Here is a 26268-nt window from a genome sequence, read left to right on the forward strand (position 1 = left end):
ATGATTAAAAATATCCTTTTACTCTTAATACTACTTTTATCATCAGTTGTAACAATTAAAGCAAAAGAGGATGAAAAAAAAGAAATACGGGAATTGGAAACAGAATTTGTTGAAGACATTACACCAACTATAGACGGTGAATTGGATGACAAATTTTGGCAAGGTATAAATGAGACGGAAGCCCAGTTTATAGCTTTTGTTCCAGAAAATGGAGCTCAATCTAAACAAAAGACTTATATAAAAACTGCTTACACAGATTTCGGAATCTATATTGCCGCAAGAATGGAAGACACTAGTGGAGAGCCTATTCGTCAAGAATTAGGAATCAGGGATGATGATAGTAGAAATGCAGACCAATTTGGAATAATTTTAGATACTTATCAAAATGGACAAAATGCATTTTACTTAAAAGTAAGTGCCGCGGGAGTTCAAACTGATATTTTCATCAACAGAGGTAGAAGCGACTACAATTGGGATGCGGTATGGAAAAGTGAAGCAAAAATAACTGAAAAAGGCTGGCAAGTTGAAATAGAAATTCCTTATTCAGCAATCCGATTTCCAAAAGATCAAAAGCAAGATTGGAATATCAATTTCATGAGAAAAATACAAAGCAAGAATGAAACTTCCTATTGGAACTATGTGGACAATTCCATTGATGGATTAGTGAATCAATCTGGAGTATTAAGGGGATTAAACGGAATTAAACCTCCCTTGAGATTATCTGTTTCTCCTTATATAACTTCTTATTACAATAAGCACGGCAAAGAAAGCGGAATGGATATTACGGGTGGAATGGATTTAAAATATGGTCTTACTGAAAGCTTCACTTTGGATATGACTTTAATTCCTGATTTTGGACAAACCGTTTCTGATAATTTAATTTATAATTTAGGCCCATTTGAAGTTCAATATGCGGAGAACAGGGCGTTTTTTACTGAAGGAACCGAGCTTTTCAACAAAGGTGGATTGTTCTACTCCCGAAGAGTTGGACAATCATTTGGCTCAGTGGAATTACAAGATTCTGATTCTTTGATTTCTAGACCTGCTGAAGCTCCATTATTAAATGCTTCTAAAATTACAGGAAGAACCAAAAGCGGGTTAGGTATTGGTTTTTTTAATGCCATTACCAACAAAACATTTGCAGAAGTTTATGATAAGGAAACAAAGCAAAAAAGACTTGAACAAGTAGATGATCTGACCAATTTCAATGTGATGGTAGTGGATCAAAGCTTGAAAAACAATAGCAATATTAGTTTGATTAACACCAATGTTAAACGGTTTGATGGAGGGAACAATGCAAATGTAATAGGGTCTGATTTTCGATTAAGAGATAAAAGCAATACTTATCAAATTGATGGTTTTGGTGCTTATAATAACATCCAAAACCCCGAAGGATTTGTAGAAGATGGATATAAATATAATGTCAGCATTGCCAAAATAAGTGGGAAGTACCAATACGAAATAGGAAGAAACGTTGAAAGTGATACTTACGATCCGAATGACATGGGCTTTTTACGTAATCCAAATGAAATAACCCATTTTGGCGCTGTAAGTTATAATCAATTTCAGCCTACAGTTCTTTTCAATCAATACAGAATTCGCATGGGTTCTAATTACAGCCAATTATATGAGCCTAAGTTGTATCAAGATTTTGGCACCTGGACGGATTTTTGGGCACAATCAAAAGATTTTCAGTCTTACTATCTCCGCTTTAATTACAGACCATTTAAGACCTTTGATTTTTTTGAACCAAGAGTAGATGATGCGAAGTATTTTAGAACTTGGAATTACAGTACAAACTTTCAATATTCATCTGACAGTAGAAAAGCATTCATGAGTAATATATCAGTAGGGATATGGAATGCCCCTGATAGAGAACAGTTTGATTATTGGATTAATTTTTCTCCACGCTTTAGAGTCAATGACCAGTTATCCATTAACTATGGATTGAATTTCAATAGACAATTTAGTTCTATTGGTTTTGCTGAGCATTTTAAAAATGAGGAAGGAGATGTTGAACAAGTAGTTTTTGGTGAAAGGGATATTGATGTTATGTCAAATGTATTGGGAGTAAATTATACCATAAATAGTAAAATGGGTTTAAATTTCCGCTTAAGGCATTATTGGAATAAAGTTGATTATTTTAATTACTTCAGCTTGACAAATGACGGTGATCTTGAATCAATAGCTTACACTGGAAAAGATTTAGCTTCGGATGCTTATGAAAAGCATGATGTGAATTTTAATGTATTTAATATTGATGCGGTTTACTCATGGCAAATTGCTCCTGGTAGTTTTGTAAATGTTGTTTGGAAGGATGCTGTTCAGGAAGTTAACAAAATGGTAGACATGAATTTTTCAGATAATTTTAGAAATGTATTATCTACTGATCATCAACAGAATTTAAGTGTACGATTGATTTATTTTCTAGATTATACACAGATAAAAAGAGACTTAATCAACCGAAGTTAATTTACACAAATCTAAAGACCACAAAAAAAAAGGAGCTTAAAATTAAGCTCCTTTTTTATTTATTTGATTCTAATGAATCTGATAACCATCTTAGTAAACTAAGATTGGATCAGCATTTCCATCAGGATCATTATTAACAGTTCCGTCAGTAGTGTTTCCTCCTAACAATAACACACCTGCTGCATGAGGGGCAGCCATAGAAGTACCACTGATAGTATTATATCCTCCACCTTTCCAAGTAGAATTGATTCCAACACCTGGCAGGCAGTAATCTACTGGAGGGTTAGCATAGTTAGAGAAAGATGCAAAGTTATCATTGCTATCCATTGCAGAAATAGTGTAAACATTATTTCCATTAACTCTAGCTGGAGAAGAATTATTAGCATTTGTGCTTTCGTTTCCAGCAGCTAATACCATTTTAATTCCATTTTGAGCAGCAGCTAAAACTGCAGCATCTAATGCATCAGAAGTTGGTCCGCCCAAACTTAAATTAGCAACATCACCAGGATTTCCGTTTGCAGCAACGTGATCAACACCAGCGATAACACCAGAGTAAGAACCACTACCTCTAGAATCCAATACTTTTACAGGAATAACAGTGGCACCGGCAGCAACACCTATAACACCAACATTATTATCTAAAGCTGCAACAGTTCCGGCAACATGAGTACCATGTCCGTTTCCATCATCAGTGCTTTTACCATCTCTTCCAGAAGTAAATGCATTAAATCCTCTTGAAGCATCCACGTTTAGATCTTCGTGATCTAAATCAATACCAGAATCAATTATCCAAGCAACAGAAGAACCTGTGTAAGATACTCCACCATTTACTCTAAGGATACCATATGGAGTTGACTGTGAACCAGTGTCACCACCGCCATCTCCACCATCGCCATCACAAGGACCGCCATTAGGCGTTCCACATGGTGGAGCCAATGTTACAATTCTGTCTGGCTCGATTTGAGCAATTCTTTTATCAGAACGTAATTCCTTTAATTCTGCATCATTCATTCTTAATGCAAAACCTTTTACTGTTTCAGAAAAAACAGCTAAAACATTTTCTTTTGAAATGCTTTTCTCTGCCAATAAATTATTGGTAGTGCTAACAATAGCTTCTTTTCTAGCTGCGGGAGAAGCTAATCCGCGCATGGTTAGGTTGGTAGTTGTTTCACTGTAAGTTACAATGTACTGGCCTGGTATAATTTGGCCATTTACTGCATCACTTACCTCAATAAGATCTGCAGGGTCATTGATTTTCATTTCATCCTGCTGAGTACAAGCTGTGAAAAATACAGCTGTGATCAGTAAGGATAAAACACTTTTTGTTAATCTTTTTAGTGAAAACATAATGTAAGTATTTAGTTTAAAATTAATTTTCACAAAAGAGCCTTAATTGATCTTCCAAAACAAATATAAGTAGTGAAAATATGATTTATTAAGAATTATTACCTTAATAATGCAATTAAAACAAATTATTATTAAACATAAATCAAGCTAGTACGAAATTATATAAAAACACCGTTTGAGTGTGCGCTAAATTTATACGTGCGGTATCCATTGATTTTTAAAGGCATAATTCGGGATTAAATGGAATATATTGATTGAGGATATTTTTAGAAACACAAAGAAAATATGTAAGAATATCCAGATTAAGTTAGAAAATATAAGAATACTTATTGGTTTACTGCGAATGTAAGTAGGGATTTATATTAAAATTTCTAATGACTATTTTGAGAATTTTTAAAGCAAATGGTATTTAAAAAATGGGTTATTAATGTAAATTTGAGCTTTACACGCATTAGAAGACTTCATCAAACCTTCAGTCTAATTGTTATTCATTTATTTTGAAATCAATATTTAATGAAAGATAAAATATATACATATTTTGACGTACTTAATCAACATAGTATCATCTCTGCAACAAATCTTAAAGGAGAAATAAATTATGTAAATGATCAATTTTGCAAAATCTCAAAATACAATGAAAGCGAACTAATAGGTGCTCCTCACAGCATAGTAAATTCCGGATATCATCATAAAGAATATTTTAAAAACCTTTGGCGTACTATTGGCAGAGGAAAAGTTTGGCAAGGAAATATTTTGAACGAGGCTAAAGATGGATCCACATATTGGGTAGCTACTACTATTGTTCCGATTATTGATCAAGGAAAAGTCAAGGAATACTTTTCGGTAAGGATTGAAAAATCTGAAGAAATTCGACTTGAAGAAGAGAGAAATTTTCATGAGAGAAGGTTTTCACAATTATTCAATCATATCAACGAAGGCGTAATAGGCATAAAAAAGATTGATGGCAAATTCATCATTACAGATTTTAATCGTGGTGCAGAAAAATTAGATAAAACAAGCAAAAAAGATGTTCTAGGAAAGGAAGTTTCGAGTATTTATCCAGGTACAGATTCCGGTGGTTTTTCGGATTACATAGAAGAAGCTTTTCAAAAAGGGCATGCTAGTTTTCCTATTTTACGATATCAAGATGAGCGAATAGACTCATGGAGAAAAGGGGAGTTTTATAAATTGCCTAATGAAGAAGTAGTTTGTGTTTATAATGATATTTCAGAGGAAATTAACCAACTGGAACAGCTAAAAAAATATAATGAAAAGCTGGAGGAAATTGCATTCAAAGCTTCTCATGAAGTGCGCGCTCCCGTTGCTAGTATTTTAGGATTAATGCAATTAATCGATTTTAATGATCTATCGGAAGTAAATAAAACTGCATTGGAATATATGAAAGATTCTGTTGAAAAACTGGATCATACTGTACGTGATATAGTAAAAGTTAGCTATGATACAGAAGAAGGAAAAGAACTCTTTGCTAAACTATCGGATTTAAAAAAGCACTATCATAAGGCTTAGCTTTCAACTTCCTTATAGCCTAATTGCAAAAGGGCATATGCTAATCCGCTACTAAGCAGTATTGCAAAAATTACAAATAGAAAAATATCCCAAGAATAATTATCCCCAAGAAAAATAGCTTTATAGGCTTGTACTAATAAAACAATGAATAGCATCAACGCACTTATTAAACTCCCAATTCCAAAATAAATGGCTAATCCCCCATTGACTTTTTTTTAACTTTTTGGACATGATCCTAATGCTTAAAATAAGGTTGATATACTAGAAATACTTTAAAAGTATGGTTATTGAGTTAAAAGTAAAAATGTAACAATGAGTCGAGAAGTCTTGAACAAAAGTGTTTGAATTAATTTCTAACTACAAGTATAAAAATGATGTAACCAAATTGCCAACTAACACTTTTTATAGAGAGCACCTTTTGTCATTAAATTTAAAAAACCAAAAACAACTGAAAAATGAAGACAATGAGTGCAACTAAAAATAGAGTTAATCGATAATCATTATTCTTGACAAAGAACAGATAAGTAATTAATAGTAAAATATTTAAGGGTATAAGGCCTCCGAAAACTCTAAATAAACCATAATCAATGTATATTTTGACCTCTCCGTTCTTACTTTCTAAAAATCTCCCTTCTTTAAATATTGTGGTTCTGTTTAGAATGAATGGATTATTGAGATCAACTTTATCCATTTCATCCTTCCTGAACCTGAAGGTCATTCCATTATTTAACAGCGCTTTGTAACTATAAATCATTTTTGCTTTTGAAATGGTTTTTATGGTTATGATTTTTGTGATTTTCACTTCCTCGGATACAGAGGGTAAAAAATAATCTATAGCTAGCAGACAGTTAAAAATTAAAATTATGAATACAAAAAGACGGAACCTGACAAACAACCATTTAAACATTTCAGCATTTTGATTGGCTTCATGAGCTTTTTTTTCTCTTTGCCTTCTATGGTAAGCTCGTCTTTTTTGTTCATAATCACTTGAAGGATTACTGGAATGAGCCTGGTTTTGATTCTGAATTGGCGGCTCAGGATGTTTCTTCAAAAAATAATAAGCTGAACTGATTTCCTTAAATCTTTCTCCCTCATCTAATTGATAAACATCAGGATGGTATTGCTTGGCTAATTTCCTGTAAGCATTTTTAATTTGTTCTGGGGAAGCTCCTGGATTTAATCCTAAAATCGCTATGGATTCGCTATAATTTAATTTTAACCTAGCCATCTGACTTCGCAATATAGAAGTAGCTCAAACCTAAAGCAAAGCCAATTCCTGTGAAAAGAGAAATATTGTTGAAAAAATAGCCAATCAACATTCCAGCCAAAGTACTTAGTGTAATTTTAAAGAATGGATTTTGCCAAATCTTTTTCATTCTGACATTAGCCTGTAAACAGGATACCGTTTATGGGATTTTTCGTAATGCTTTGAACGCTTGAAAATCCAGTCCAGTTGAGCATAATTATTAGATGAAAATGTAGAATCTGATTCTTGTTTTTCATAAAATTCAGCTTGTTCTTCTGAAGGTAAATTAGCTAAAATTTCTGTGGCCTTAGGCTCAAAAACATAGGATGAAAAACCTTCTTTCTGCTGTAAAATGCTATCGAAGAAATTCCAATTGAAAAATGAATCCTGAGCTTCAGGCTCTAATGTTTCTACCAAATATCTCTTCGATTTTTGACGAGTGTCTATTAAATAATCACCTTTTCTGAAAGCTATTTGCTGAACAGAAGATTTTACTTTGGTGTCATAATGTAGATAATGACCTTCATAAGGATTGGATACAGTTTGAAAATCATCAACATGATAAACTTCAACCGAAATGACGGTATCTTTCTTTAGCACTTCCATCTTCACATCATTTGTTTTCAGTCTATTGATCACTTCAAACCAAGCTTGTGGTATAACATAATAATTAGGAACTCGAACAGATTTTTCTACTTTATAATGGTTGTAGAAAGGAATATCTTTCTCGAAAGTATCATTTCTGTCATATTTCAACAATGAATTTCCTGTTAGCTGACTTTCTGGATAGCTTGTGCTATAGCCATCAAGTGTAATCATTTTAAATTCATCCTTATCATTTTTCCAAATGATGGGTAATGAGTCCGCTTCTAGAATCTGCTCTCTATCATCCGATTTTAACTTTTGGATTTTAGCTCCTTCTTTGGCCGTTAATTCAGCAGCGATGGTTAAGAAATCATATATATTCTCTACTCTTGTTTTATAATCTTTCCACATATGATCTTCCGTCATAAAGCCAAAAGTTTGAAACAAAGTAGTATAACCTGTGGAATAACGAGGAGCATCCCAAAATTGAGTCCATCCATTTTCAGGCGTATTTCCTTTTACATTGATATATTCGATCGGATTTCTGCCTTTTGCTTCCATCTCTTCAAAAATCATAGGCTCAAACTCTTCTTCAAGATATTCCCCCAATTGCCCGCCTAATTTATTATGCTGAGTTGTTAAAACCGTTACTACATGCTGATGGTCGGTACCGTTGGTCACGTGTGTATCTATAAAAACATCAGGATCGAGTTGGTGGAAGATTTCTGCAAAAGCAAAAGCATTTTTGGAATCCATTTTGATGAAATCCCTATTCAAATCATAATTCTGGGCATTTCCTCTGAATCCATAAGCTTCCGGTCCGTTTTGATTAGTTCTGGTCGTACTATTCCTGTTCAGCGCTCCACCAACATTATAAAAAGGAATTACAGCTACAATCACGCTATCCAAAAATGAATGTTGGCTAATATTTTGCGCCCAATTTCTCAATATCATCATCGAAGCATCTATTCCGTCAGATTCTCCTGGGTGAATACCATTATTAATGAATAAAATTGGTTTACCTGATTGTTGTATTTCACTAAAGCGAAACTTTTCATCTTTATTAAAAACTACTAAATGTAAAGGCTCTCCACTATCTGTTTTCCCCATTTCCCTAATATCAATCTGAGGAAATTTTTGCGCTAGTTTTTTATAAAAATTAATCCCTTCTTGATAGGTAGCGGTTTCCGTTCCGTTAGATTTTTCAAAAGCTGTAGTTAATTCTTGAGCATTTGAACACAATGAACTAAAAATAAATAAGATGAAAATTAGAATACGCTTCATGTTGAGTATTTTGAGTTGAAATTTAAAATTACGAAATCAGAATTGATTAGTCTTAATTTGTCACACTTCATTTTCATAACAGATATATGCGTCTGTCTGCCAAGGCTATTATGTTAAACTTTGGAAGCTTATTTTTTACTGCAATCCTGAAAAATAGCTAAAGTTATTTTCTTTTGTGTTCTCTTGTATCTTTTGTGGTTAAAAAATAATGTTAGCTCTTCCCATTATCGACAGCAAATTCTCACCACGACCTGTCCCGTATTCATTGGGAAAAGAGACATCAGAACACAATAGGTTTTTCGTTAACAACGAAAAACAGGAACTACTTTAACTTAATAACAATATGCCTACTTGGGTGTACAAGTACAAATCGAGAGCGTATATTTAATTTTAATAATAAGATTAGAAAGTATTAAATAAGAAAAACAGCTTTTTTACCTTCTTCCTCCTCTATTACCGTTTTTCTTTCTGTTCGCAAAAAATTCTTGTTTTCTGCGTTGCTTTTCTTTTTCAAATTCTTTCTTCTCGGCATTGGTCATAGGACTGTCCGTTTGTGGATATGGACTATCTTTCACAACCGGGATTTTCTGATTGATCAGCTTTTCAATATCCTTCAGATAATCGTTTTCTTCTGGTTCACACAGCGAAATAGAAACGCCAGCCTCACCTGCTCTACCTGATCGACCAATTCTATGTACATAAGTTTCCGCAACATTCGGGATATCAAAATTGATTACATATTGCAATTTATCAATGTCAATTCCACGGGCAGCAATATCAGTCGCTACCAAAACTCGAATTTCCTTATCTTTAAATTGATTGAGTGCTTTTTGTCTTTGATTTTGTGCTTTATCACCGTGAATGGCAGCAGCCGTAATATTTTGTTTTTTCAGTTCTTTAACTATTCGGTCTGCACCATGTTTGGTTCTATCAAAAAGTAAAACCTGATCCATTTTTGGATCTTTTAAAATATGCAATAATAAATCTTTCTTAGTGGATTTATTGGTGTAATATAAGTATTGCTGAATGGTTTGTGCCGTAGATGAAACTGGAGTAACGGCAATCTTTTTAGGATTATTCAATATCTTTCTTGAAAGCTCCACTATTGTGTCAGGCATGGTGGCTGAGAAAAATAGTGATTGTCTTTTTGGCGGTAATACTGCAATGACTTTTCGGATATCATGAATGAAACCCATATCCAACATTCTATCGGCTTCATCTAAAACGAAATATTGAATGTCTTTTAGGTTAATAAAGCCTTGATTCATTAAATCAAGTAATCTACCAGGAGTTGCAATCAATACATCCACTCCATTTCTGATGGCAGCAGTTTGTTTGTTTTGATTTACCCCACCAAAAATCACGGTATTTTTGATAGAAGTATATTTCCCATAAGTGGTAAAACTCTCCCCTATTTGAATGGCTAATTCACGGGTTGGGGTCAATATTAATGATTTGATTTTCTTTGAATTTGATTTTTCATTTTCAAGATGCTGTAGAATAGGAATTGCAAAAGCTGCCGTTTTTCCTGTTCCTGTTTGAGCACTCGCCATGATGTCATTTTTATCTAACAAAAGTGGAATAGCTTGTTCTTGAATAGAAGTAGGTTCTGTATAATTTTCTTCTTTTAGCGCTTTTAAAATGGGCGCAATAATATTCAGTTCTTCGAATCGCATATTTAGGATTTAATTGTTCCTATCAACGAATAAACGACAAGGAACTTTAGGTGTGAAAAATTAAAAATCAAAGGTAGGCATTTAAGCTGTGTAAACAGCAGCTTTTGCTAATTATAAAATGAGGTGTTGACTTGGCAATGCTCAGTAGTAAGCTTGTATTTGAATTATTAAAGAGATTAAAGCATTCCGATTTCATTGATGCTTTGATCAGGAATTTTCTGTCCCAAATCCCAAAGTTCTATAATCCTATCTTCACTAAATTTAAAAAAATGAACCAAAACAAATCCATTATCATCAGGATACTGTTTTACATAGGAATGAACCGCTACCAAATCCTCATCTTCCAATGACCTCAAAATTTTCAATTCCTTTTCAGGATTGGCTTTGGCATCTTCTTTCATAGCCTTTTGCAAGGATTGTGCATCAGCTTTAAAATAAGGATTATGATGTATAAAATTTTTAGATACATATAATTCGAAAGCCTCCTCAATTTTAGTTTCGCTAATTAATTTTAAAAAATGGGCTGCTTTTTCTTTTATAGAATTCATGATAGTGACATTTCATTTTTGATTTAAAATCAATATCCATATAATTAAAATATAAAGACATAACGGTCAACTAAATTAAACTTCTAGCCGTTAATAATTATACATTAAAAGAAAATAAAATGAACATAGAATTTATTGCACAGACAATAGTAATTACTTCAGCTATATTATTTCCCTTTGTCACTGGTTTCATCCAGTCAAAAAAGCAACAGAAGAAATTGGTTTATCAAAAGGTGAGAAGTTAATACTTCTCATTTTTTTTATAATTCAATTTTTATTTGCTCCTGAATTTGATTTAAATGTTCTGTCTTTAAGGGTTTGCTAAAAAACCCTTTTACTAAATCAATATTTTCGGCTTTTTCAATATCTACTCTATCAGTTGATGAGCTAAGCATAAATACAAAAGTGTTTTTTCTGGTTACAAACGCTTTTATTTCCTCCAAAAACTCCCATCCATTCATAAGAGGCATATTGATGTCAAGAATAATAATATATATTGTTTCTTCGGAATACTCATTCTTTAAATGTTCTAAAGCATATGCACCATCCAAATAAGTATCTATTTCCTGAAAAAAAGAAGAGTCTTTCAGTAAAAGATTTGTTAACATGATGGAAATTTCATCATCATCCACTATGAATGTCTTTATATTCATTCCTCTCCTTTGTTAATTTCAATTTGTTGTGACATATCCACAACCCCCTTTATGATTACATCTAGTTCCTCTGCCGATTTTTGAATATGTTCGTAAAAGTTTTCCTTTTGGTTTTCTTCAATTTTTCCATCACGCAATACGCTAACCAACCCCATTAATCGAGCCAAAGGAGCTCTTACCACATGCGATTGTGTCCAAGCAATATCCTTCAATATTTCATTTTGCTTTTCTACTGCTTCAATATGTCTATTTCTTTCGGTCACATCATTTACCAATATTATTTGCGCTTTCTTTCCTTTGTACTCAAAACTATTGGAACGGATTTCTACTGTTATTCGCTCCCCATTTTTCTTTAAATGAGTGAATTCACCATGAAATATATTCTCATGTGGTTTCCTTTCCATTTTCCTTGATCTATTCAATGCTGGCATATCCTCCTTTGGACGAATTTGAGTAATATCCATTTCAAGGAATTCCTCATAAGAATATCCATAATGTTGAATGGCTGCATCATTAACATCTAAAAACTTAAGAGTTTCTTGATCGAAAACCCACATTGGAAGAGGGCTAAAATGAAAAAGATCGGAATAACGTTGTTCGGATTTTCTAAGATTTACTAATATTTTATTTCGCTCAATATTATATAGAATGCTTTTATGTAATACTGTGCTATTTAAAACATCCTTCAATAGGTAATCAGAAGCACCTAATGCCAAAGATTTAATAGCAAAATCTGCATCAGGATAACCTGTTAAAATAATTATTGGCTTGTTTTGAGAAAGTAAGTGAACCGCCTTAAGTAATGGCTCACCGTCTTTATCAGGCAAACTCAAATCCAATAAAATTATATCAATTTCATTCTCAGGCTCGGATAAAATCTGTTTAGCATTTTTAAAATCTTCTGCTTTAAAAAGTTTTTTAATAATATTGGTATCTTCCAAATAATCTGCAATCAGGACATAATCACCAAGATTATCTTCAACTACTAATACATTATATCTGCTTTTTGTCCCTTTCATATTAAAAAATCATTTTACTTTCTTGGGAAGGCTAGCAATACTAAACCAGAATTGCTCGATGCTAGAAATGGCTTCCATAAAACCTTTTATTTCAACTGGTTTAGTAACATAGCAATTGGCATTGTATAAATAAGCTAAATCGATATCTTTTTGAGATGAAGAGGTGGAAAATACAACGATAGGAATATGTCTTTTCGATTTTACAGATTTAATTTCTTGAAGTACTTCGTGACCGCTTTTAATCGGTAAATTTATATCCAGTAATACCAAATCTGGTTCTTTACTATTTTCATATCCTTCCCTTTGTAAAAGTATATTTAAGGCTTCATTTCCATTTTTGGCAACTTGCATGGTATGTACAAATTTACTTTCCTCAAAAGCTTCCTGAGTTAATAATATATCCCCTTCATTATCTTCTACTAAAAGTAAATGGATAGATTTCATTTGCGTATATTTATATATAAAGGTTTTGATTGCCCCGTATTTAATGGGAATAATTCATTATTTAAATTTATCTAATTGCAATTAAAATTTGTTTTTAGACATTAACCTTCATTTCACAATTCCTTTAAAACCCTAAAGCTATAAAAAATAGTAAAGCATGAACTATCACTCTAATAATTGATATTACATTCTAATTTAAGCACCTATAGACAGTATAAAACATTTAATTTAGACTTCAAACTTTACATCCAAATTACTTATTCTAATGGTATAGTAAAAATATGAACTTGCTCAATTTCAATGACTTTTATCATATAAAATACAATATCAGATGACATATTCATAATTACTATTAGAAAATTACAAAATATTTGTTAATTATTATGTCATTTTACTTAAAATGTATGAAACAGATTTCTTGAATTTAATCACTAAAATTACATTTAGTTAGAGGAAATTAAGATTTAGGTATGGTAAAATAAAATGTACTTCCATTTCCTGCATTTGAATTCACCCAAATACGTCCATTTAAATTTTCAATTATCTTTTTAACGATTGCCAAGCCCATTCCAGTACCTGAATATTCATTTTTATTGTGAAGACGTTGAAAAATATTGAAAATCTTATCGAAATATTCTTCTTCAATTCCAATGCCATTGTCTTTAATGGAGAATTTCCATTCATTTTTTAACTCCTTTGCTCTGATAATAACTTTTGGAGGAACATCAGGGCGACTATATTTTAAGGAGTTTGAGATTAAATTACTAAATAATTGAATTAGTGGTGTTGGGTGTCCATAAAGTTTAGGTAGATTTTTAAACTCAACGTTGGCTTTAAGCTCATCCATTTGTTTACGTTGTAGAAAACATACTTCATAGACAACTTCGTTTAAATCAACTTCTGTATTTTCTTCTTCTGTTTTGCCAATTTTGGAATAGTCAAGCAGGTCTAAAATAATTTGACGCATTCTTTTAGCTCCATCTACAGCAAAATCAATATATTGATTGGCTTTTTCATCTAGTTGATGTCCATACTTTTTCTCTAACTGAGTTAAAAATCCTGAAACCATTCTAAGTGGTTCTTGTAAATCGTGAGAGGCTACATAGGCAAATTGTTCAAGTTCAGCATTTGAAATTTCCAAATCACGCGCATGCTTTTCTAAAGCTAGGTTAGCTAATTGTACCTCTTCCTCAGCTTTCTTTTTGTCAGAAATATCAACAATGATCGAATCCCAGGTGATAGTTCCATCAGGCTTTCTAGCAGGACTTCCGTACCCTTCATGCCAATAGATGTTTCCATCAGGGTGATGATACCTCCAGTTAGTATGCCAATTATTTAAGCTGGCGGCTGATTTCATTATCGCATCTTGTAGCTGAGGTAAGTCTCCACCTTCTTCAATGCCTTTCCAAATAACTTGATTATTTTGAATGCACTCTAGAGGACTGTAGCCGAATATATCCGTAGAACGTTTACTTACGAAAGCCATGAGATCACTTCCGTCTGGTTTTAAATGGTACTGGAAAATTACACCGGGGATGTTATTGGAAAGATTTTCTAGGCGAATCTCTGCAACTTTTCGATCATTTATGTCTTGAAAGCTACCATAAAGTCGAACACATTTACCATCTCTCATTTCAGCATTACCAATTGTCCTTACCCATTTTTCATTTCCTTTGTGGGTTATGATAATGGCCTCGAAGTCAAATGATTCTCCATATTCAGCTGCTCTTTCTATTGCTTCAGAAACCTTTCCCCGGCTTTTAGGATGGTAAAAGTTAATGGCATCTTCTAAGTTTGGAATATAATCCTCAGTTACTTCATGAATAGCTCTTTTAATTGGCGACCAGAAAAGCTCTCCTGTTAACTGATTGTATTCCCAACCCCCTACTTTTGCTAATTTAGTGGCATTTTCAACAGTTTGTTGCAATTCTATCATCTCGGTTACATCTCTCCCATAGGTGAACACAAAGCCTTCTTGACCAAAAGCATCAGAGGAAAACCATGAGATCCATTTATAGAAGCCCTTTTTGGTTTTATAGCGATTAATAAAATTATTGGCGTGCCGTTTACCCGAAATAGTATCGCCAAACTCTTTAATAGTGTCCATTAAATCATCAGGGTGAATAAATTCAGTAAACGGCCGAGAAGTAAGCTCTTTTTCAGAATATCCTAATAAATTACAAAAAGCAGGATTTACTTTTACGAAATTGCCATCAGGTGAGGCAATTGCTAATATTTCAGGAGCGCTTTCAAAGAAAAGTGTGAGTTCTTCCTCTTGTTGTTTTCGAATTATTTCAGCTCCCAGATAATGTTTTAAATTATTATAAAACATCACATTTTGATCGTATGATTTTAATTCTTCATCTGAAAAAAGCACCATTACCCCAATAATTTTTTCGCGGTAAAAAAGTGGATAAGCAGTGGCAGATTTTAAATTAGCTTTTTTTGCTAATTTTTGTCGAATAAAACTTGAGCAATCATCAATTTCATTCCAGACTTCATTATTGAGCGTTTTCCAAACAGTTCCTGGTAAGCCTTCTCCGAGTTGGAAAGAATTCTTTGTGTTCTCATCATAAAAAACCTCTTTATCACCACTTTTTGCATAACAAGCCGAAAGATGAAGGTCTTGTTGATTATGGCTCATTAACCAAATTTCTCCAGCTTGAAAACCACCAAATTGACTTAAAAATTTAATGCATCTATCAAGAATTTTAGGTAAGCTTTCTTCTTTCTTAAAGAACTGAGAGAGCTTGTATTGAAGTTCTTTTTTTATTTGATCTTGCTTGTATTGGGTTTGATCTCTTAAAGCACCTATCATTCTTATGGGGTGACCATTCTCATCTCTTAATAAATAACCTACCTCTTCAACATAAGTAAATTGATCATTTACATCTTTAAACCGATATTCGTAGGACCATTTGGATTTATCTGGATTTGCCATAAACATATCCAAGTCTTGTAATACCTCATCAAGGTCATCTGGATGAATCCATTTAGCCCAGTCTCTTAAGCTAAAACTACCTTCATTTATTTTGTGACCAAAAACACGGGTTAAACTGTTGCCCCAATAAAACTGATCTTCTTTTATATTCCAGTCATAAATAGCATTGTTGGTAGCCTTGTTGATATATTTAAATCTTTCATTACTTTCCTGAATGCTCTTTATATAAGTGAAATTTTGAAGAATAAGTGAAATAAGCCTTGCTGCTCTTTCAAAAATATTGATCTCTAAATTCTCTGGTTTTTTAATGGTATCATGGTAAATAGCAAAAGTGGCTATTACACTTCCTTTATTATTAAAAATGGGTTCAGACCAGCAAGATTTAAAGTTATATTTTATGGCTAAATCCGTATAGCCTTCCCATCTTTCATCATTATGAGTATCTTTTACAACTACTTGTTGCTTTAAATAAGCAGCTGTACCGCAAGAACCTTGGTTTAAACCAATGGGTAAGTTTTCTATTTGTTCTAAATATTCTTTTGGTAGATTAGGTGAATTAAAGTTTTTAAGTCTGTTTTTTTCAATTGATGTTACAGATGTTTTCATTCCATGAAATAAAGAATCTATTCCTATTAGATAATCATGCAACAATTCTTGAATTGATTTTTCTGCTTTAATACTGCCTTCCATCAACTCCTTTTCAATCTCATCGAGTTTATTGCTTAAATATTGCTGACTGACATCTTTAATAGCACCTACAGCACGAATTGCTTTTCCTTTTTCATCTCTTAATATGACTGCTCTGTCTTCTACTCTAGCATAGCCTCCATCCTTTTTCCTATAACGATAGTTTTCCTTCCATTCAGTGACATTTGGATTGGAAAGTGCTGCTTCAATTCCAGTTTTGAAAGCATCATAATCATCGGGGTGAACTAGGGAGTCATGCATTTCCAAATTGCTTAACTTTTTGGAAGAACTGAAACCATATTTATTGCGATATCCTTCGCCTAAAAACAGTTCGTTTTTTGCAACATCATAATCCCAGATGCTCTCAGAACCTGCCTTCATGATTAACTCAAGCCTTTCTTTACCCTCTTTTAATTTCTCTTCTATCTGAATTCTTTCTGTTACATCTCTTGAATTAGCTACAACACCCTGAACACTAGGTTCTTTTAGTAAATTAGATAAACGAGATTCCAACCATCTCCACCCTCCTTTTTTATGCTTAAAGCGAAATGGTGACAATTGTACATGCTTTTGTTTTTCCAGTTTTTCAAATTCTTGGATTGCCCACCTTTTATCATCCGGGTGAATAAAATCAAAAGCATTCTCACCTATAAATTCATGTGGTTCAAAGCCCAAAATATAGGTCGAAGTTGGGCTAACATATTTATAGTTTCCATCCAAATCTAATATTCCAATCAAGTCGCCTCCTTCTTGAACTAGAGATTTAAACCTGCTTTCACTTAATTTTAATTGCTCTTCTGCCTTAAGTTTATCTGTAGCATCTCTTGCCACACAATTCATAAGTTTTTGTTCTTCATCCCAATAAGCAGACCAAACAACGGGTACTACATGACCTTTCTTATGTTTATATCGATTTTCAAAGTTCCTGTATTGCTTTCCTTCTTTTATCTCAAGAGCGACTTTTTTGGTTAACTCTATATCTTCTTCTATTAAAAAATCCACATAGGGCTTTCCTTCCATCTCTTCTGGTTTATAGCCCCATAATTGCTCAGATGAGCGGCTGACCATTTGGAAAACCCCATCTTCATCAATGATACAAAGTGTATCTAATGAACTGTCCAGTACTTGTTGTAGTTTTTGCTGGCTTTTATTAAGTGCAATGTTGGCTGTATGAGTTTCTGTTACATTAAGTGAGGTGATAAATATACCATTTACCATATTTTCTTCTGATAAAATAGGTTTGAATTTCAACTCATAATACCTTTTCTCCCCATCAAGTGAAATCTTTAGGATAGTCTTTGCTTGTTGTTTTTTCCAAACTTGTTTTATGATGGCGTTTAATTCCTCTTCTTGATCCTTTGTTGCTAATTGTGTTAATTTAAGCCCTTTTTTGAGTTCCTTTTTAAATAATAAATCATAATGTGTTTTCATTTGATGGTTATAGGAAATCACATTTAGCTCTTGGTCGATATACATAAAAGCTTCATCAGTATTGCTAATAAGCAATTCCAATTCATGTAACAGCTGTAGTCTTTTACTTATATCCGTACCAGTACCAAAAATGCAAAGCTCGCCCTTGTACTGAATAGTGGAAGCAGTAAAAAATAAAGGCACCTCTCCATTATTTTTGGTAGTTAACCAGGCTTCCAGCTCAGTATATCCATTTTCCAAAACTTCTTTAATGTGATTTTCAACCTTATCTTTTTCTTTACCATTATAGAGGTCTGGTGGTGAAAGAGAAGCGATTTCATCATGGCTATAACCAGTAATTTCTTCCAACTGATTGTTCCATAATAAATGCTCTCCCTTTTCATTAAAAAGGAAGAAAGCTGATGGTAGATTTCGTATGATGTCTTTAGTAAGAGTGTTTTGTTCGGCTAATTGTTCTTGTGCTTCCACAAAATCACTAATGTCTTGAAATACTCCGATAAGTTTAATTGGATTTCCTTTCTCATCTTTAAATACATTGGCCTTTGTTCGTACATGAATTATATTCCCTACTTTTGTAAGCAGTCTTTTTTCAATGAAGTATTCCACATCATTCTGTAAAACATCTTCCATTAAGGCAGTAGCCCGTTCTCTGTCTTCCGGATGGATTATTTCTACTCCTTTTTCAAAAGTGACTTCAAATTCTTGTGGTTTATAACCCAGCATTTGAAAAACACCATCAGACCAGCTTAACCTATCTTCTATCAAATCAAATTCCCAAGTACCAGATTTGGTTAAGGATTCAATTTGGGCTAGTAAAAAATTACTGTCAGAATCCTGGTGTTCTTTATTATTTGAATTATTCTTTGCCATATAAATAACACAGTGGTAGGTAAAAGCCCTTTTCAATATTCAATATAACAAAAAAATATAAAGCAACTGTGCTTTTAGCAAAGTAAGGTTTGATTCTATAAGGAATGTAAACTATTTAATTCAATAAGATTTAAAACTAAAAAAGCTACCTCTTTCGAAGTAGCTTTGTGGAGCATAACGGATTCGAACCGTTGACCCCCACGCTGCCAGCGTGGTGCTCTAGCCAGCTGAGCTAATGCCCCAAAATTAAATAGACGGTTGACAATTGACAGGATACAATAAATCAACGGCTTGCAAATCTATGGAAAAAATTCATTTCTAAAAATACCTTCTCGCTTTCCTGAATTTCTTTTTATAATAATCTGTATAGATATTAGCTTCCACCACTCCTACGCTTGAAGAAGCATGGATAAAGCGTACATCATTTTTGCCCCTGACTTCGGTAATTAAGCCCGCATGTGTAATTCTTCTGCGTCTTTTTCCCATAGCAAAAAAGACAACATCGCCTTCTTCAAGCTGTCGGAATTTTACCTTTTCTCCAACTTTTGCTTGGTCTCTAGAAACTCTTGGGATATTAACTTCTCCTGCTTTAAAACTGACGAATAATAAGCCTGAGCAATCCATTCCAGAACGACTTACTCCGCCCCATTTATAGGGTGTCCCAGTATAGGAGCGAGCTGTTTGTATAATGGTATCTAATCTTCTTTCCCTGATCTTCTTTTTCTTGCTTGTTACACAGCCCGAAAGGAAAATCACAATCAGTAGGAATAAAATCAGCTGGATGGAATATATTTTCCTAAATTTGTGTTGAAGCATAATTCTTAGTCAGAAATCAAATAATTCATGGATACTGTTACAAATCAAAGCATTTTTGAGGAATTGGTAAACATTGTAGGGGCAAAAAATGCCTTTTTGCAAGATGAGGACAAATTTAAATATTCCCACGATGAAACCGAAGACTATTCCTTCATGCCAGATGTGGTGCTAAAACCTTCAACTCCTGAAGAAATTAGTGCCATTATGAAGAAATGTAACGAACATCTGATTCCTGTTACACCTAGAGGTGGTGGAACTGGCTTAAGTGGTGGTGCTTTGCCCACCAAAAAAGGGGTGGTCATCAGCATGGAGAAATTTAATACCATAATATCTATTGATGAATTGAATTTACAAGCTACTGTTGAGCCTGGAGTTATAACGGAAGTATTCCAAAATGCTGTTAAAGAAAAGGGATTATTTTATCCGCCAGACCCCTCAAGTAGAGGGACTTGCTTTTTGGGAGGAAATTTAGCTGAGAATGCTGGCGGTCCAAAAGCCGTAAAATATGGCGTTACCCGTGATTATGTTCTGAACATGCAAGTCGTTTTGCCAAATGGCGAAATCATTTGGACTGCAGCCAATGTGTTGAAAAACAGTACAGGCTATAATTTAACTCAATTGATGTGCGGAAGTGAAGGCACTTTAGGAATCATCACTAAAATAGTTTTCAAATTAAGACCTTTCCCTAGAAAAGATGTTACTTTATTAGCTCCTTTCACTAGTAATGAAGAAGCCTGCCGTGCTATCGCGGCCATTTTCAAAGCTGGAGTTGCACCTTCAGGTATGGAATTTATGGAGCGTGATGCTATTGTAAAAACTCAAGATTATATTAAAAATGAAATGGGTGAAACCGTAAGTGTTGATTTACCAGATCACATAAAAGCCCATTTGTTGATTGAACTTGACGGAAATGATGAGGAAGTGATGATGAATGAAGCTGAAATCATTCTAAATGTGTTGGAAGATTTTGACACTGGCGGAGAAGTGCTATTTGCGGATACTCAAGCCAGAAAAGATGAGCTATGGAAATTAAGAAGAAATGTAAGCCCAGCAGTGAATGCCTATTCACTTACGAAAGCTGAAGATGTGGTAGTACCAAGAGGAAATCTGCCAGCATTGATTGTTTTCATCAAAGAAGTGGGAGAAAAATATGGCTTTAATTCTGTATGCTATGGCCATGCTGGAGATGGGAACCTCCATATCAACATCATGAAAGAAAACATAAGTGATGAATATTGGAATAAGGAAGTGAATGAAGGTATAGGGGAAATCTTTGAGGAAGTAGTTCGGTTGGGAGGTACGCTATCTGGTGAGCACGGAATTGGAATTGCTAAAAGACCTTATATGCAAATGGCAATGGGAGACGTAAAACTTGACCTGATGCGAGGCATTAAAAAAGTATTTGACCCTAACAATATTTTAAATCCTGAAAAAATATTTTAAAAATTCCGAACAAGTACAACAGTTATTCGTTTTTCGGTAGTATTACTTTTAATATTGCGTGTAAAATTACGAATGGTGAATAACTTACTATCTTCTATAAAAATTGAGCTTAACCCTCATCTTTTTCAAAAAGATCCTGAATCTTCTGAATTAGGGAGAAAAATACTTTCTCAATCTTTGCAAATGATAGATGAAATGGGCTTAGAAAGCTTTACCTTCGGCAAGTTGGCTAAAGCATTATGTACTACTGAAAGTTCAATTTACCGCTACTTTGAAAGTAAACATAAACTCTTACTCTATTTTTACAATTGGTATTGGAGTTGGATAGATCTTCAATTAGCTTTTCATACCCATAATTTACCAACCCCAGAACTAAAGTTAAAGCGATCAATAGAAGTAATATGCAAGCCAATTGAAGAAGATAAAAACATTAACACTTTCAATTTTGAGCAACTTATTAATATTGTTATATCCGAATCATCAAAAGCGTACTTAACAAAGGAAGTTGACAAAGAGAATCAATATGGCTTATTTTTAACCTTTAAAAAGGTCTCCAGACGCGTGGCTGATATTATGTTGGAGATTAACCCCGAATTTAGTTTTGCCAATACTTTGGCATCAACAAGTATAGTGGGTATTTTACATCAGCAATATTTTGCAGCACATATGCCTTCATTGTCTGATATTCAGTCAGATAATGACGAACTATCAAATGTTTTTTACCAGATTATACTTAAAAACCTAAAGAACTAAAATGGCGGAAACGTATAAAGTCCATCCTTTCAAAAGGTTTATCAACCTGTTAAAGCCAGAAAAAAGCTTTGTCTTTACGATATATGTCTATGCCGTTTTTTCGGGTCTGATCAGCTTGTCACTTCCATTAGGGATTCAAGCTATTATCAACCTTATAATGGGAGGGCAGGTAAGTACTTCATGGATAATCCTGGTCTTTTTAGTGATTTTAGGTATTATTATCAATGGTATTTTACAAGTCAGGCAACTTACTATAAATGAAGTATTACAGCAAAAAATATTTACAAGGGCATCATTTGAATTTGCCTATAGAATTCCGAGGTTTAAAATTGATCAGGTAAAAAATTCTTACCTGCCAGAGTTAATCAATCGGTTTTTTGACACTATGTCGGTTCAAAAAGGGCTTTCAAAAATTTTGATAGATTTTTCAACAGCCTTCTTTCAAATAATTTTTGCTTTACTCTTAATTTCCTTCTATCACCCCTTCTTTATTATATTTTCTTTCTTTTTGATTTTGTTAATCTTTCTAATAGTTCGATTAACTGGCCCAAAAGGGCTTAAAACCAGTTTAAAAGAATCAAATTATAAATATGAAACAGCCCATTGGCTAGAGGAGCTTGCCCGAAATGTTGAAAGTTTTAAAATGGCAGAAGATTCAAAATTGCCTTTAGAAAAAAACGACAAGAATACAGAAAATTATGTGAATGCCAGAAGGTCGCATTTTGATGTTATCATTAATCAATTCTCATTAATGATTGGCTTTAAAGCCGTTGTAGCAGCTGGATTATTATTGATAGGAGGCTTTCTAGTAATTGAACAGCAAATGAACATCGGTCAGTTTGTGGCAGCTGAAATTATCGTAATTCTTATTATTAATTCAGTTGAAAAAATGATTTTTACAATTGAATCAATTTATGATGTGCTGACTGCAGTAGAGAAAATTGCCGTTGTAACGGATAAGCCATTAGAAGAATTTTTGTCAGGAAGCCATTCCTTAATTAAATCTGATGGTATGGCTATTAAATTGAAGGACATTAATTTAGCTGAAGAAGATTCTGAGCATGCCTTTCTTAAGAATATAAACCTGGATATAAAATCAGGAGAAAAGATTGGAATATCCGGCTCCTCAAATGCAGGAAAGTCTATAATGTTGCAATTAATTTCTGGCTGGTATAATAATTATAAAGGCAATATAATGTTTAATGGAACTGCTCTTAGAGATCTAAACATTTCCGAGGTAAGAAGAAATATTGGTGACTGTATGAGCTCTGGCGGGATTTTTCAAGGCACTATAGAAGAAAACATTAGTATTGGTTCACCTATGAGCAGTTTGGAAGAAATTCAAAAAGCGTCCAAAATTACTGGCTTAGATGAATTCATGGAAAGCGAGCCTTTAGGTTATCAAAGAATGATTTTTCCAGGTGACCGAACCTTCCCAAAGAAAATTAAACAACAAATTTTGTGGACCAGAGGTATCTTGGGAAATAAAACGCTTATCCTTTGGGAGGATATATTTGGAATGATCTCCCAAGATAAAAAACATGCGTTTACAAAATATCTTAGCAGAAAAGAGAATCCACAAACTGTGATAATGGTGAGCAATGACATGAGAATATTAGAAAATTGTGATAGGGTGATTGGAATGGAAAATGGTGAAGTCCTTTATGATGTAGCGGGAACTGGAGTAAAAAATCATGATTGGTTTGAAAAAATAAGCTTGAATAAAAATGCTTAACATAAGTCCATATTCTATAAAAGATAAGGTCAATACTGACAAGTACCGATCTTTTGGTCTGTTCAAAGAAATAAGAGCTGATAAGGTTTTAAAACGCCTGTTAATAATTTTCTTTTTGTTGTTTCTTGGTGTCTCTTTCTTGCCTTGGACTCAAAACATACGTGGAAACGGACAAGTCACAGCTCTTTCGCCATCTCACCGTCCCCAAGAATTGAATTCCATGATTGATGGGAGAATAGAAGAATGGTATGTTCAAGAAGGAGATAGAGTAGAAAAAGGTGATACGGTTCTGTTTATTAGAGAGATAAAAGATGAGTATTTTGATCCTCAATTACTTGAAAGAACTCAAGAGCAAATCACTGCTAAAAGACAATCTTTAGGTTTTTACCAGGAAAAAATTGAAGCCTTAGGCAGTCAAATAAAGGCCATTGAAGAAAATAGAGGTCTTAAATTGAGACAAGCTAAAAACTACCTTAGACAAGCTGAATTAAAAATTCAAGCCGACAGCATTGATTATGAAGCTGCTCAGATCAATTTAAATATTGCTGAAAAACAATTCAGCAGACAAAAAGAACTTTACGATGAAGGTTTAAAATCATTAACTGATTTAGAATTGAGAACTTCCAAATATCAGGAAGCTTTAGCCAAAAAAATCAGTATGGAAAGCAAATTGCTAAGTAGTAGAAATCAATATTTGAATGCTAAAATTGAGCTGAATTCCATTTATAATGAATATACAGATAAGCTTCAAAAAGCACGCTCTGAATTGTTCAGTACTCGATCTATGTTGCAAGATGCACAAGCAGAAGTAGTAAAAATGGAAAACCAATTGACCAATTACCAAGTTCGATTTGGTTTTTATTATGTTACAGCCCCACAAAATGGCTATATTACTCGAGCTGTAAGCACTGGAATTGGTGAAAATATTAAAGCGGGTGAATCATTAGTTTCGATTATGCCAGCAGATATAGAATATGCAGTTGAAATGTATATTATGCCAAGAGATTTGCCTCTTTTTAATGTTGGAAATGATGTCAGATTAATTTTTGACGGATGGCCTTCTATTGTTTTCTCAGGTTGGCCGATTGTAACTTACGGTACTTTCGGAGGCGAAGTAGTGGCTATAGATCGGTTCATCAGTTCGAATGGAAAATATAGAGTTTTAATTGCACAAGATCCTGAAGAACCTGAATGGCCAGAAGCCTTACGAGTTGGCGGTGGCACCAGTGGATTAGCATTATTGGATATTGTTCCCGTATGGTATGAGATATGGAGACAAATAAATGGTTTTCCACCAAATTTTTATACTCCTGAAAACACAGGACAATCTAGTGAAGAAAATAAATTGGAAAGAAAAGCTAAAAAATGATTAGCAAATTAAAACATATAATCATTTCAATAAGCTACCTGTTTTTATTTAATTCTTACTTACAGGCTCAGGAAACTTTGATTTCAGATCAATTAAGCGAACAGGAATTCCTTTCATTAGTAATGGAAAACCATCCACTTATTCAACAAGCCCGAAATTTAAGAGAAATGGGTGATTTTGCCGTGCTGGCAGCCAAAGGAAATTTTGACCCAGAACTCTTCTCCAAAAACAAGCAAAAATATTACGATCAAAAAAACTATTATCAGTATAGTGAATCAGGAATTAGCTTACCAACAAGGACTGGAATTACTTTTCAAGGCGGATATGACTGGACAGCTGGCGAGTATTTAAGTAATGAAGCTACTTTACCTAATGATGGTTTGTGGTATGCTGGTGTAAGCGTTCCCGTTTTACAAGGTTTATTTATTGATGACAGAAGAGCTGCACTTCAAACAGCCTTTGTAGATAGAAGAGTATTTGAAAATGAAGCCCAACTTTTGCTTATTGATATTTTGTTGGAAGGAAGTAATTACTACTGGCAATTTGCCAAATTTCAATATCAAAAAAGAGTAATTGAAGATGCTATTGAATTGGCTACTGATAATTTTCAAAACTATAAGACTTCTTATGAACAAGGAGATAAACCTGCAATTGATACGTTGGAAGCTTCCATTCAGCTTCAAAATCTGACTATTCAAAACCAGCAGTTAGCCGTTGATTTAGCAAATGCTAAGCTGAATCTATTTTCATTTCTATGGGGAAAAGAGCAGCCAATAGAAGAATCCGAATTGAAAGCATCCGCGATCAACAATATTTCTCAAAATAAAATAGACAGCCTACGGGCTAATTTACCAATTTTCATACAAGAGCATCCTGCAATTAGAGAAAGTGAGTTTAAAATTCAGAGACTTCAAATTGAAAATCGATTAAAGAAGGAAAAGCTTAAGCCAAAATTGAATTTAGAATATAATCTATTGCAAGACCCTGCTGGTAATATCTCTGAAATTCAGGGTTTGGATAATTATAAGTGGGGCCTAAGCTTTAGCATGCCTTTATTTTTAAGACAGTCCAGAGGTGAGCTGAGAATGAACGAAATCAAACTGGAAAATACCAATTTTGAGTTGCAACAAAAGCAACTTTCCATTCGAAATAAAGCTAGGCAATATGAAAACACATTTGAAAATATTACACAACAGCTAGAGACTTATCAAAATATTGTGATCCAGTATGAAAGTCTTTTAAAAGCCGAATTAAGAAAGTTTGAAATTGGAGAAAGCAGTATATTCCTCATAAACTACCGTCAGATGAGCCTAGTCAATGCCAGAATGAAATACATTGAACTACAGGCCAAATACAGATTATATTACCGTCAGTGGTTGCATAGTTTGGGAGCTAAGCCTGAATTGTGGGTGGAGAATTAAT

At 33.6% G+C, this 26268-nt stretch carries 18 protein-coding genes and 1 tRNA gene; 7 read left to right on the forward strand and 12 right to left on the reverse strand.

The window, feature by feature from the left end:
• Window positions 1-2472 carry a DUF5916 domain-containing protein gene (locus QYS49_RS02850; protein WP_308350127.1) on the forward strand — a complete coding sequence of 824 codons (2472 nt, stop codon included), beginning with the start codon at window positions 1-3 and terminating at the stop codon, window positions 2470-2472.
• 90 nt (window positions 2473-2562) lie between these two features.
• Here QYS49_RS02850 and QYS49_RS02855 read toward each other — a convergent pair whose 3' ends face one another.
• Window positions 2563-3819: a S8 family serine peptidase gene (locus QYS49_RS02855; protein ID WP_308350128.1), complete on the reverse strand. Its 1257-nt coding sequence runs from the start codon at window positions 3817-3819 to the stop codon at window positions 2563-2565.
• Between the two features lie 513 nt (window positions 3820-4332).
• Between QYS49_RS02855 and QYS49_RS02860 the strand changes: the two genes are divergently transcribed.
• Window positions 4333-5346 (forward strand): PAS domain-containing protein, encoded by a 1014-nt coding sequence (locus QYS49_RS02860; RefSeq protein ID WP_308350129.1) that lies wholly within the window; start codon window positions 4333-4335, stop codon window positions 5344-5346.
• A gap of 430 nt (window positions 5347-5776) precedes the next feature.
• On the opposite strand, the gene QYS49_RS02865 is transcribed toward QYS49_RS02860, so the two are convergent.
• The 11 genes from QYS49_RS02865 to QYS49_RS02915 all read right to left on the reverse strand — a co-directional run bounded on the left by QYS49_RS02865 (window position 5777) and on the right by QYS49_RS02915 (window position 19546).
• A complete protein-coding gene (locus tag QYS49_RS02865; protein WP_308350130.1) occupies window positions 5777-6574 on the reverse strand; it encodes a J domain-containing protein in 798 nt (265 codons plus the stop codon).
• The gene (locus QYS49_RS02870; protein WP_308350131.1) at window positions 6567-6722 is read right to left on the reverse strand and encodes a hypothetical protein; all 156 of its coding nucleotides are present in this window, start codon (window positions 6720-6722) and stop codon (window positions 6567-6569) included. The genes QYS49_RS02865 and QYS49_RS02870 overlap by 8 nt, the downstream gene beginning before the upstream one ends.
• Complete coding sequence (locus QYS49_RS02875) at window positions 6719-8461, reverse strand: M14 family metallopeptidase (protein WP_308350132.1); 1743 nt, start codon at window positions 8459-8461, stop codon at window positions 6719-6721. The genes QYS49_RS02870 and QYS49_RS02875 overlap by 4 nt, the downstream gene beginning before the upstream one ends.
• A gap of 434 nt (window positions 8462-8895) precedes the next feature.
• Complete coding sequence (locus tag QYS49_RS02880) at window positions 8896-10137, reverse strand: DEAD/DEAH box helicase (protein WP_308350133.1); 1242 nt, start codon at window positions 10135-10137, stop codon at window positions 8896-8898.
• Window positions 10138-10313: 176 nt separating this feature from the next.
• Window positions 10314-10685, reverse strand: a complete 372-nt coding sequence (locus tag QYS49_RS02885; protein ID WP_308350134.1) for a nuclear transport factor 2 family protein — start codon at window positions 10683-10685, stop codon at window positions 10314-10316.
• 260 nt (window positions 10686-10945) lie between these two features.
• Window positions 10946-11338: a response regulator gene (locus QYS49_RS02890; protein ID WP_308350135.1), complete on the reverse strand. Its 393-nt coding sequence runs from the start codon at window positions 11336-11338 to the stop codon at window positions 10946-10948.
• The gene (locus tag QYS49_RS02895; RefSeq protein WP_308350136.1) at window positions 11335-12357 is read right to left on the reverse strand and encodes a PAS domain S-box protein; all 1023 of its coding nucleotides are present in this window, start codon (window positions 12355-12357) and stop codon (window positions 11335-11337) included. Before QYS49_RS02895 ends, QYS49_RS02890 begins: the two co-directional genes overlap by 4 nt.
• A gap of 9 nt (window positions 12358-12366) precedes the next feature.
• Complete coding sequence (locus QYS49_RS02900) at window positions 12367-12801, reverse strand: response regulator (protein WP_308350137.1); 435 nt, start codon at window positions 12799-12801, stop codon at window positions 12367-12369.
• Between the two features lie 457 nt (window positions 12802-13258).
• Window positions 13259-18730 carry a PAS domain S-box protein gene (locus QYS49_RS02905; RefSeq protein WP_308350138.1) on the reverse strand — a complete coding sequence of 1824 codons (5472 nt, stop codon included), beginning with the start codon at window positions 18728-18730 and terminating at the stop codon, window positions 13259-13261.
• A 168-nt stretch (window positions 18731-18898) separates the two neighbouring features.
• Window positions 18899-18972, reverse strand: a tRNA-Ala gene (locus QYS49_RS02910).
• Between the two features lie 76 nt (window positions 18973-19048).
• On the reverse strand, window positions 19049-19546 hold the full coding sequence (locus QYS49_RS02915) for a C40 family peptidase (RefSeq protein ID WP_308350139.1): 498 nt from the start codon (window positions 19544-19546) through the stop codon (window positions 19049-19051).
• A 27-nt stretch (window positions 19547-19573) separates the two neighbouring features.
• Here QYS49_RS02915 and QYS49_RS02920 point away from each other — a divergent pair, with 27 nt between their 5' ends.
• The 5 genes from QYS49_RS02920 to QYS49_RS02940 all read left to right on the forward strand — a co-directional run bounded on the left by QYS49_RS02920 (window position 19574) and on the right by QYS49_RS02940 (window position 26267).
• The gene (locus tag QYS49_RS02920; protein ID WP_308350140.1) at window positions 19574-20989 is read left to right on the forward strand and encodes an FAD-binding oxidoreductase; all 1416 of its coding nucleotides are present in this window, start codon (window positions 19574-19576) and stop codon (window positions 20987-20989) included.
• A 72-nt stretch (window positions 20990-21061) separates the two neighbouring features.
• On the forward strand, window positions 21062-21742 hold the full coding sequence (locus tag QYS49_RS02925) for a TetR/AcrR family transcriptional regulator (RefSeq protein ID WP_308351566.1): 681 nt from the start codon (window positions 21062-21064) through the stop codon (window positions 21740-21742).
• A 1-nt stretch (window position 21743) separates the two neighbouring features.
• Window positions 21744-23477, forward strand: a complete 1734-nt coding sequence (locus QYS49_RS02930; protein WP_308350141.1) for a peptidase domain-containing ABC transporter — start codon at window positions 21744-21746, stop codon at window positions 23475-23477.
• Window positions 23470-24846, forward strand: coding sequence for an HlyD family secretion protein (locus QYS49_RS02935; protein WP_308350142.1), 1377 nt, complete (start codon window positions 23470-23472; stop codon window positions 24844-24846). Before QYS49_RS02930 ends, QYS49_RS02935 begins: the two co-directional genes overlap by 8 nt.
• Window positions 24843-26267 (forward strand): TolC family protein, encoded by a 1425-nt coding sequence (locus tag QYS49_RS02940; RefSeq protein ID WP_308350143.1) that lies wholly within the window; start codon window positions 24843-24845, stop codon window positions 26265-26267. Before QYS49_RS02935 ends, QYS49_RS02940 begins: the two co-directional genes overlap by 4 nt.
• The last annotated feature ends 1 nt before the right edge of the window (window position 26268 follow it).

Origin of the sequence: Marivirga salinae, from assembly GCF_030503855.1 — a bacterium.
Classification (GTDB): domain Bacteria; phylum Bacteroidota; class Bacteroidia; order Cytophagales; family Cyclobacteriaceae; genus Marivirga; species Marivirga salinarum.

What these genes read in the sequence shown, in the direction of transcription:
- QYS49_RS02940 (WP_308350143.1), top strand. Translation starts at nt 24,843, where the DNA reads ATGATTAGCAAATTAAAACATATAATCATTTCAATAAGCTACCTGTTT.
- QYS49_RS02855 (WP_308350128.1), bottom strand. Translation starts at nt 3,819, where the DNA reads ATGTTTTCACTAAAAAGATTAACAAAAAGTGTTTTATCCTTACTGATC.
- QYS49_RS02880 (WP_308350133.1), bottom strand. Translation starts at nt 10,137, where the DNA reads ATGCGATTCGAAGAACTGAATATTATTGCGCCCATTTTAAAAGCGCTA.
- QYS49_RS02905 (WP_308350138.1), bottom strand. Translation starts at nt 18,730, where the DNA reads ATGGCAAAGAATAATTCAAATAATAAAGAACACCAGGATTCTGACAGT.
- QYS49_RS02920 (WP_308350140.1), top strand. Translation starts at nt 19,574, where the DNA reads ATGGATACTGTTACAAATCAAAGCATTTTTGAGGAATTGGTAAACATT.
- QYS49_RS02915 (WP_308350139.1), bottom strand. Translation starts at nt 19,546, where the DNA reads ATGCTTCAACACAAATTTAGGAAAATATATTCCATCCAGCTGATTTTA.
- QYS49_RS02935 (WP_308350142.1), top strand. Translation starts at nt 23,470, where the DNA reads ATGCTTAACATAAGTCCATATTCTATAAAAGATAAGGTCAATACTGAC.
- QYS49_RS02860 (WP_308350129.1), top strand. Translation starts at nt 4,333, where the DNA reads ATGAAAGATAAAATATATACATATTTTGACGTACTTAATCAACATAGT.
- QYS49_RS02930 (WP_308350141.1), top strand. Translation starts at nt 21,744, where the DNA reads ATGGCGGAAACGTATAAAGTCCATCCTTTCAAAAGGTTTATCAACCTG.
- QYS49_RS02925 (WP_308351566.1), top strand. Translation starts at nt 21,062, where the DNA reads ATGGTGAATAACTTACTATCTTCTATAAAAATTGAGCTTAACCCTCAT.
- QYS49_RS02900 (WP_308350137.1), bottom strand. Translation starts at nt 12,801, where the DNA reads ATGAAATCTATCCATTTACTTTTAGTAGAAGATAATGAAGGGGATATA.
- QYS49_RS02870 (WP_308350131.1), bottom strand. Translation starts at nt 6,722, where the DNA reads ATGAAAAAGATTTGGCAAAATCCATTCTTTAAAATTACACTAAGTACT.
- QYS49_RS02875 (WP_308350132.1), bottom strand. Translation starts at nt 8,461, where the DNA reads ATGAAGCGTATTCTAATTTTCATCTTATTTATTTTTAGTTCATTGTGT.
- QYS49_RS02850 (WP_308350127.1), top strand. Translation starts at nt 1, where the DNA reads ATGATTAAAAATATCCTTTTACTCTTAATACTACTTTTATCATCAGTT.
- QYS49_RS02890 (WP_308350135.1), bottom strand. Translation starts at nt 11,338, where the DNA reads ATGAATATAAAGACATTCATAGTGGATGATGATGAAATTTCCATCATG.
- QYS49_RS02865 (WP_308350130.1), bottom strand. Translation starts at nt 6,574, where the DNA reads ATGGCTAGGTTAAAATTAAATTATAGCGAATCCATAGCGATTTTAGGA.
- QYS49_RS02885 (WP_308350134.1), bottom strand. Translation starts at nt 10,685, where the DNA reads ATGAATTCTATAAAAGAAAAAGCAGCCCATTTTTTAAAATTAATTAGC.
- QYS49_RS02895 (WP_308350136.1), bottom strand. Translation starts at nt 12,357, where the DNA reads ATGAAAGGGACAAAAAGCAGATATAATGTATTAGTAGTTGAAGATAAT.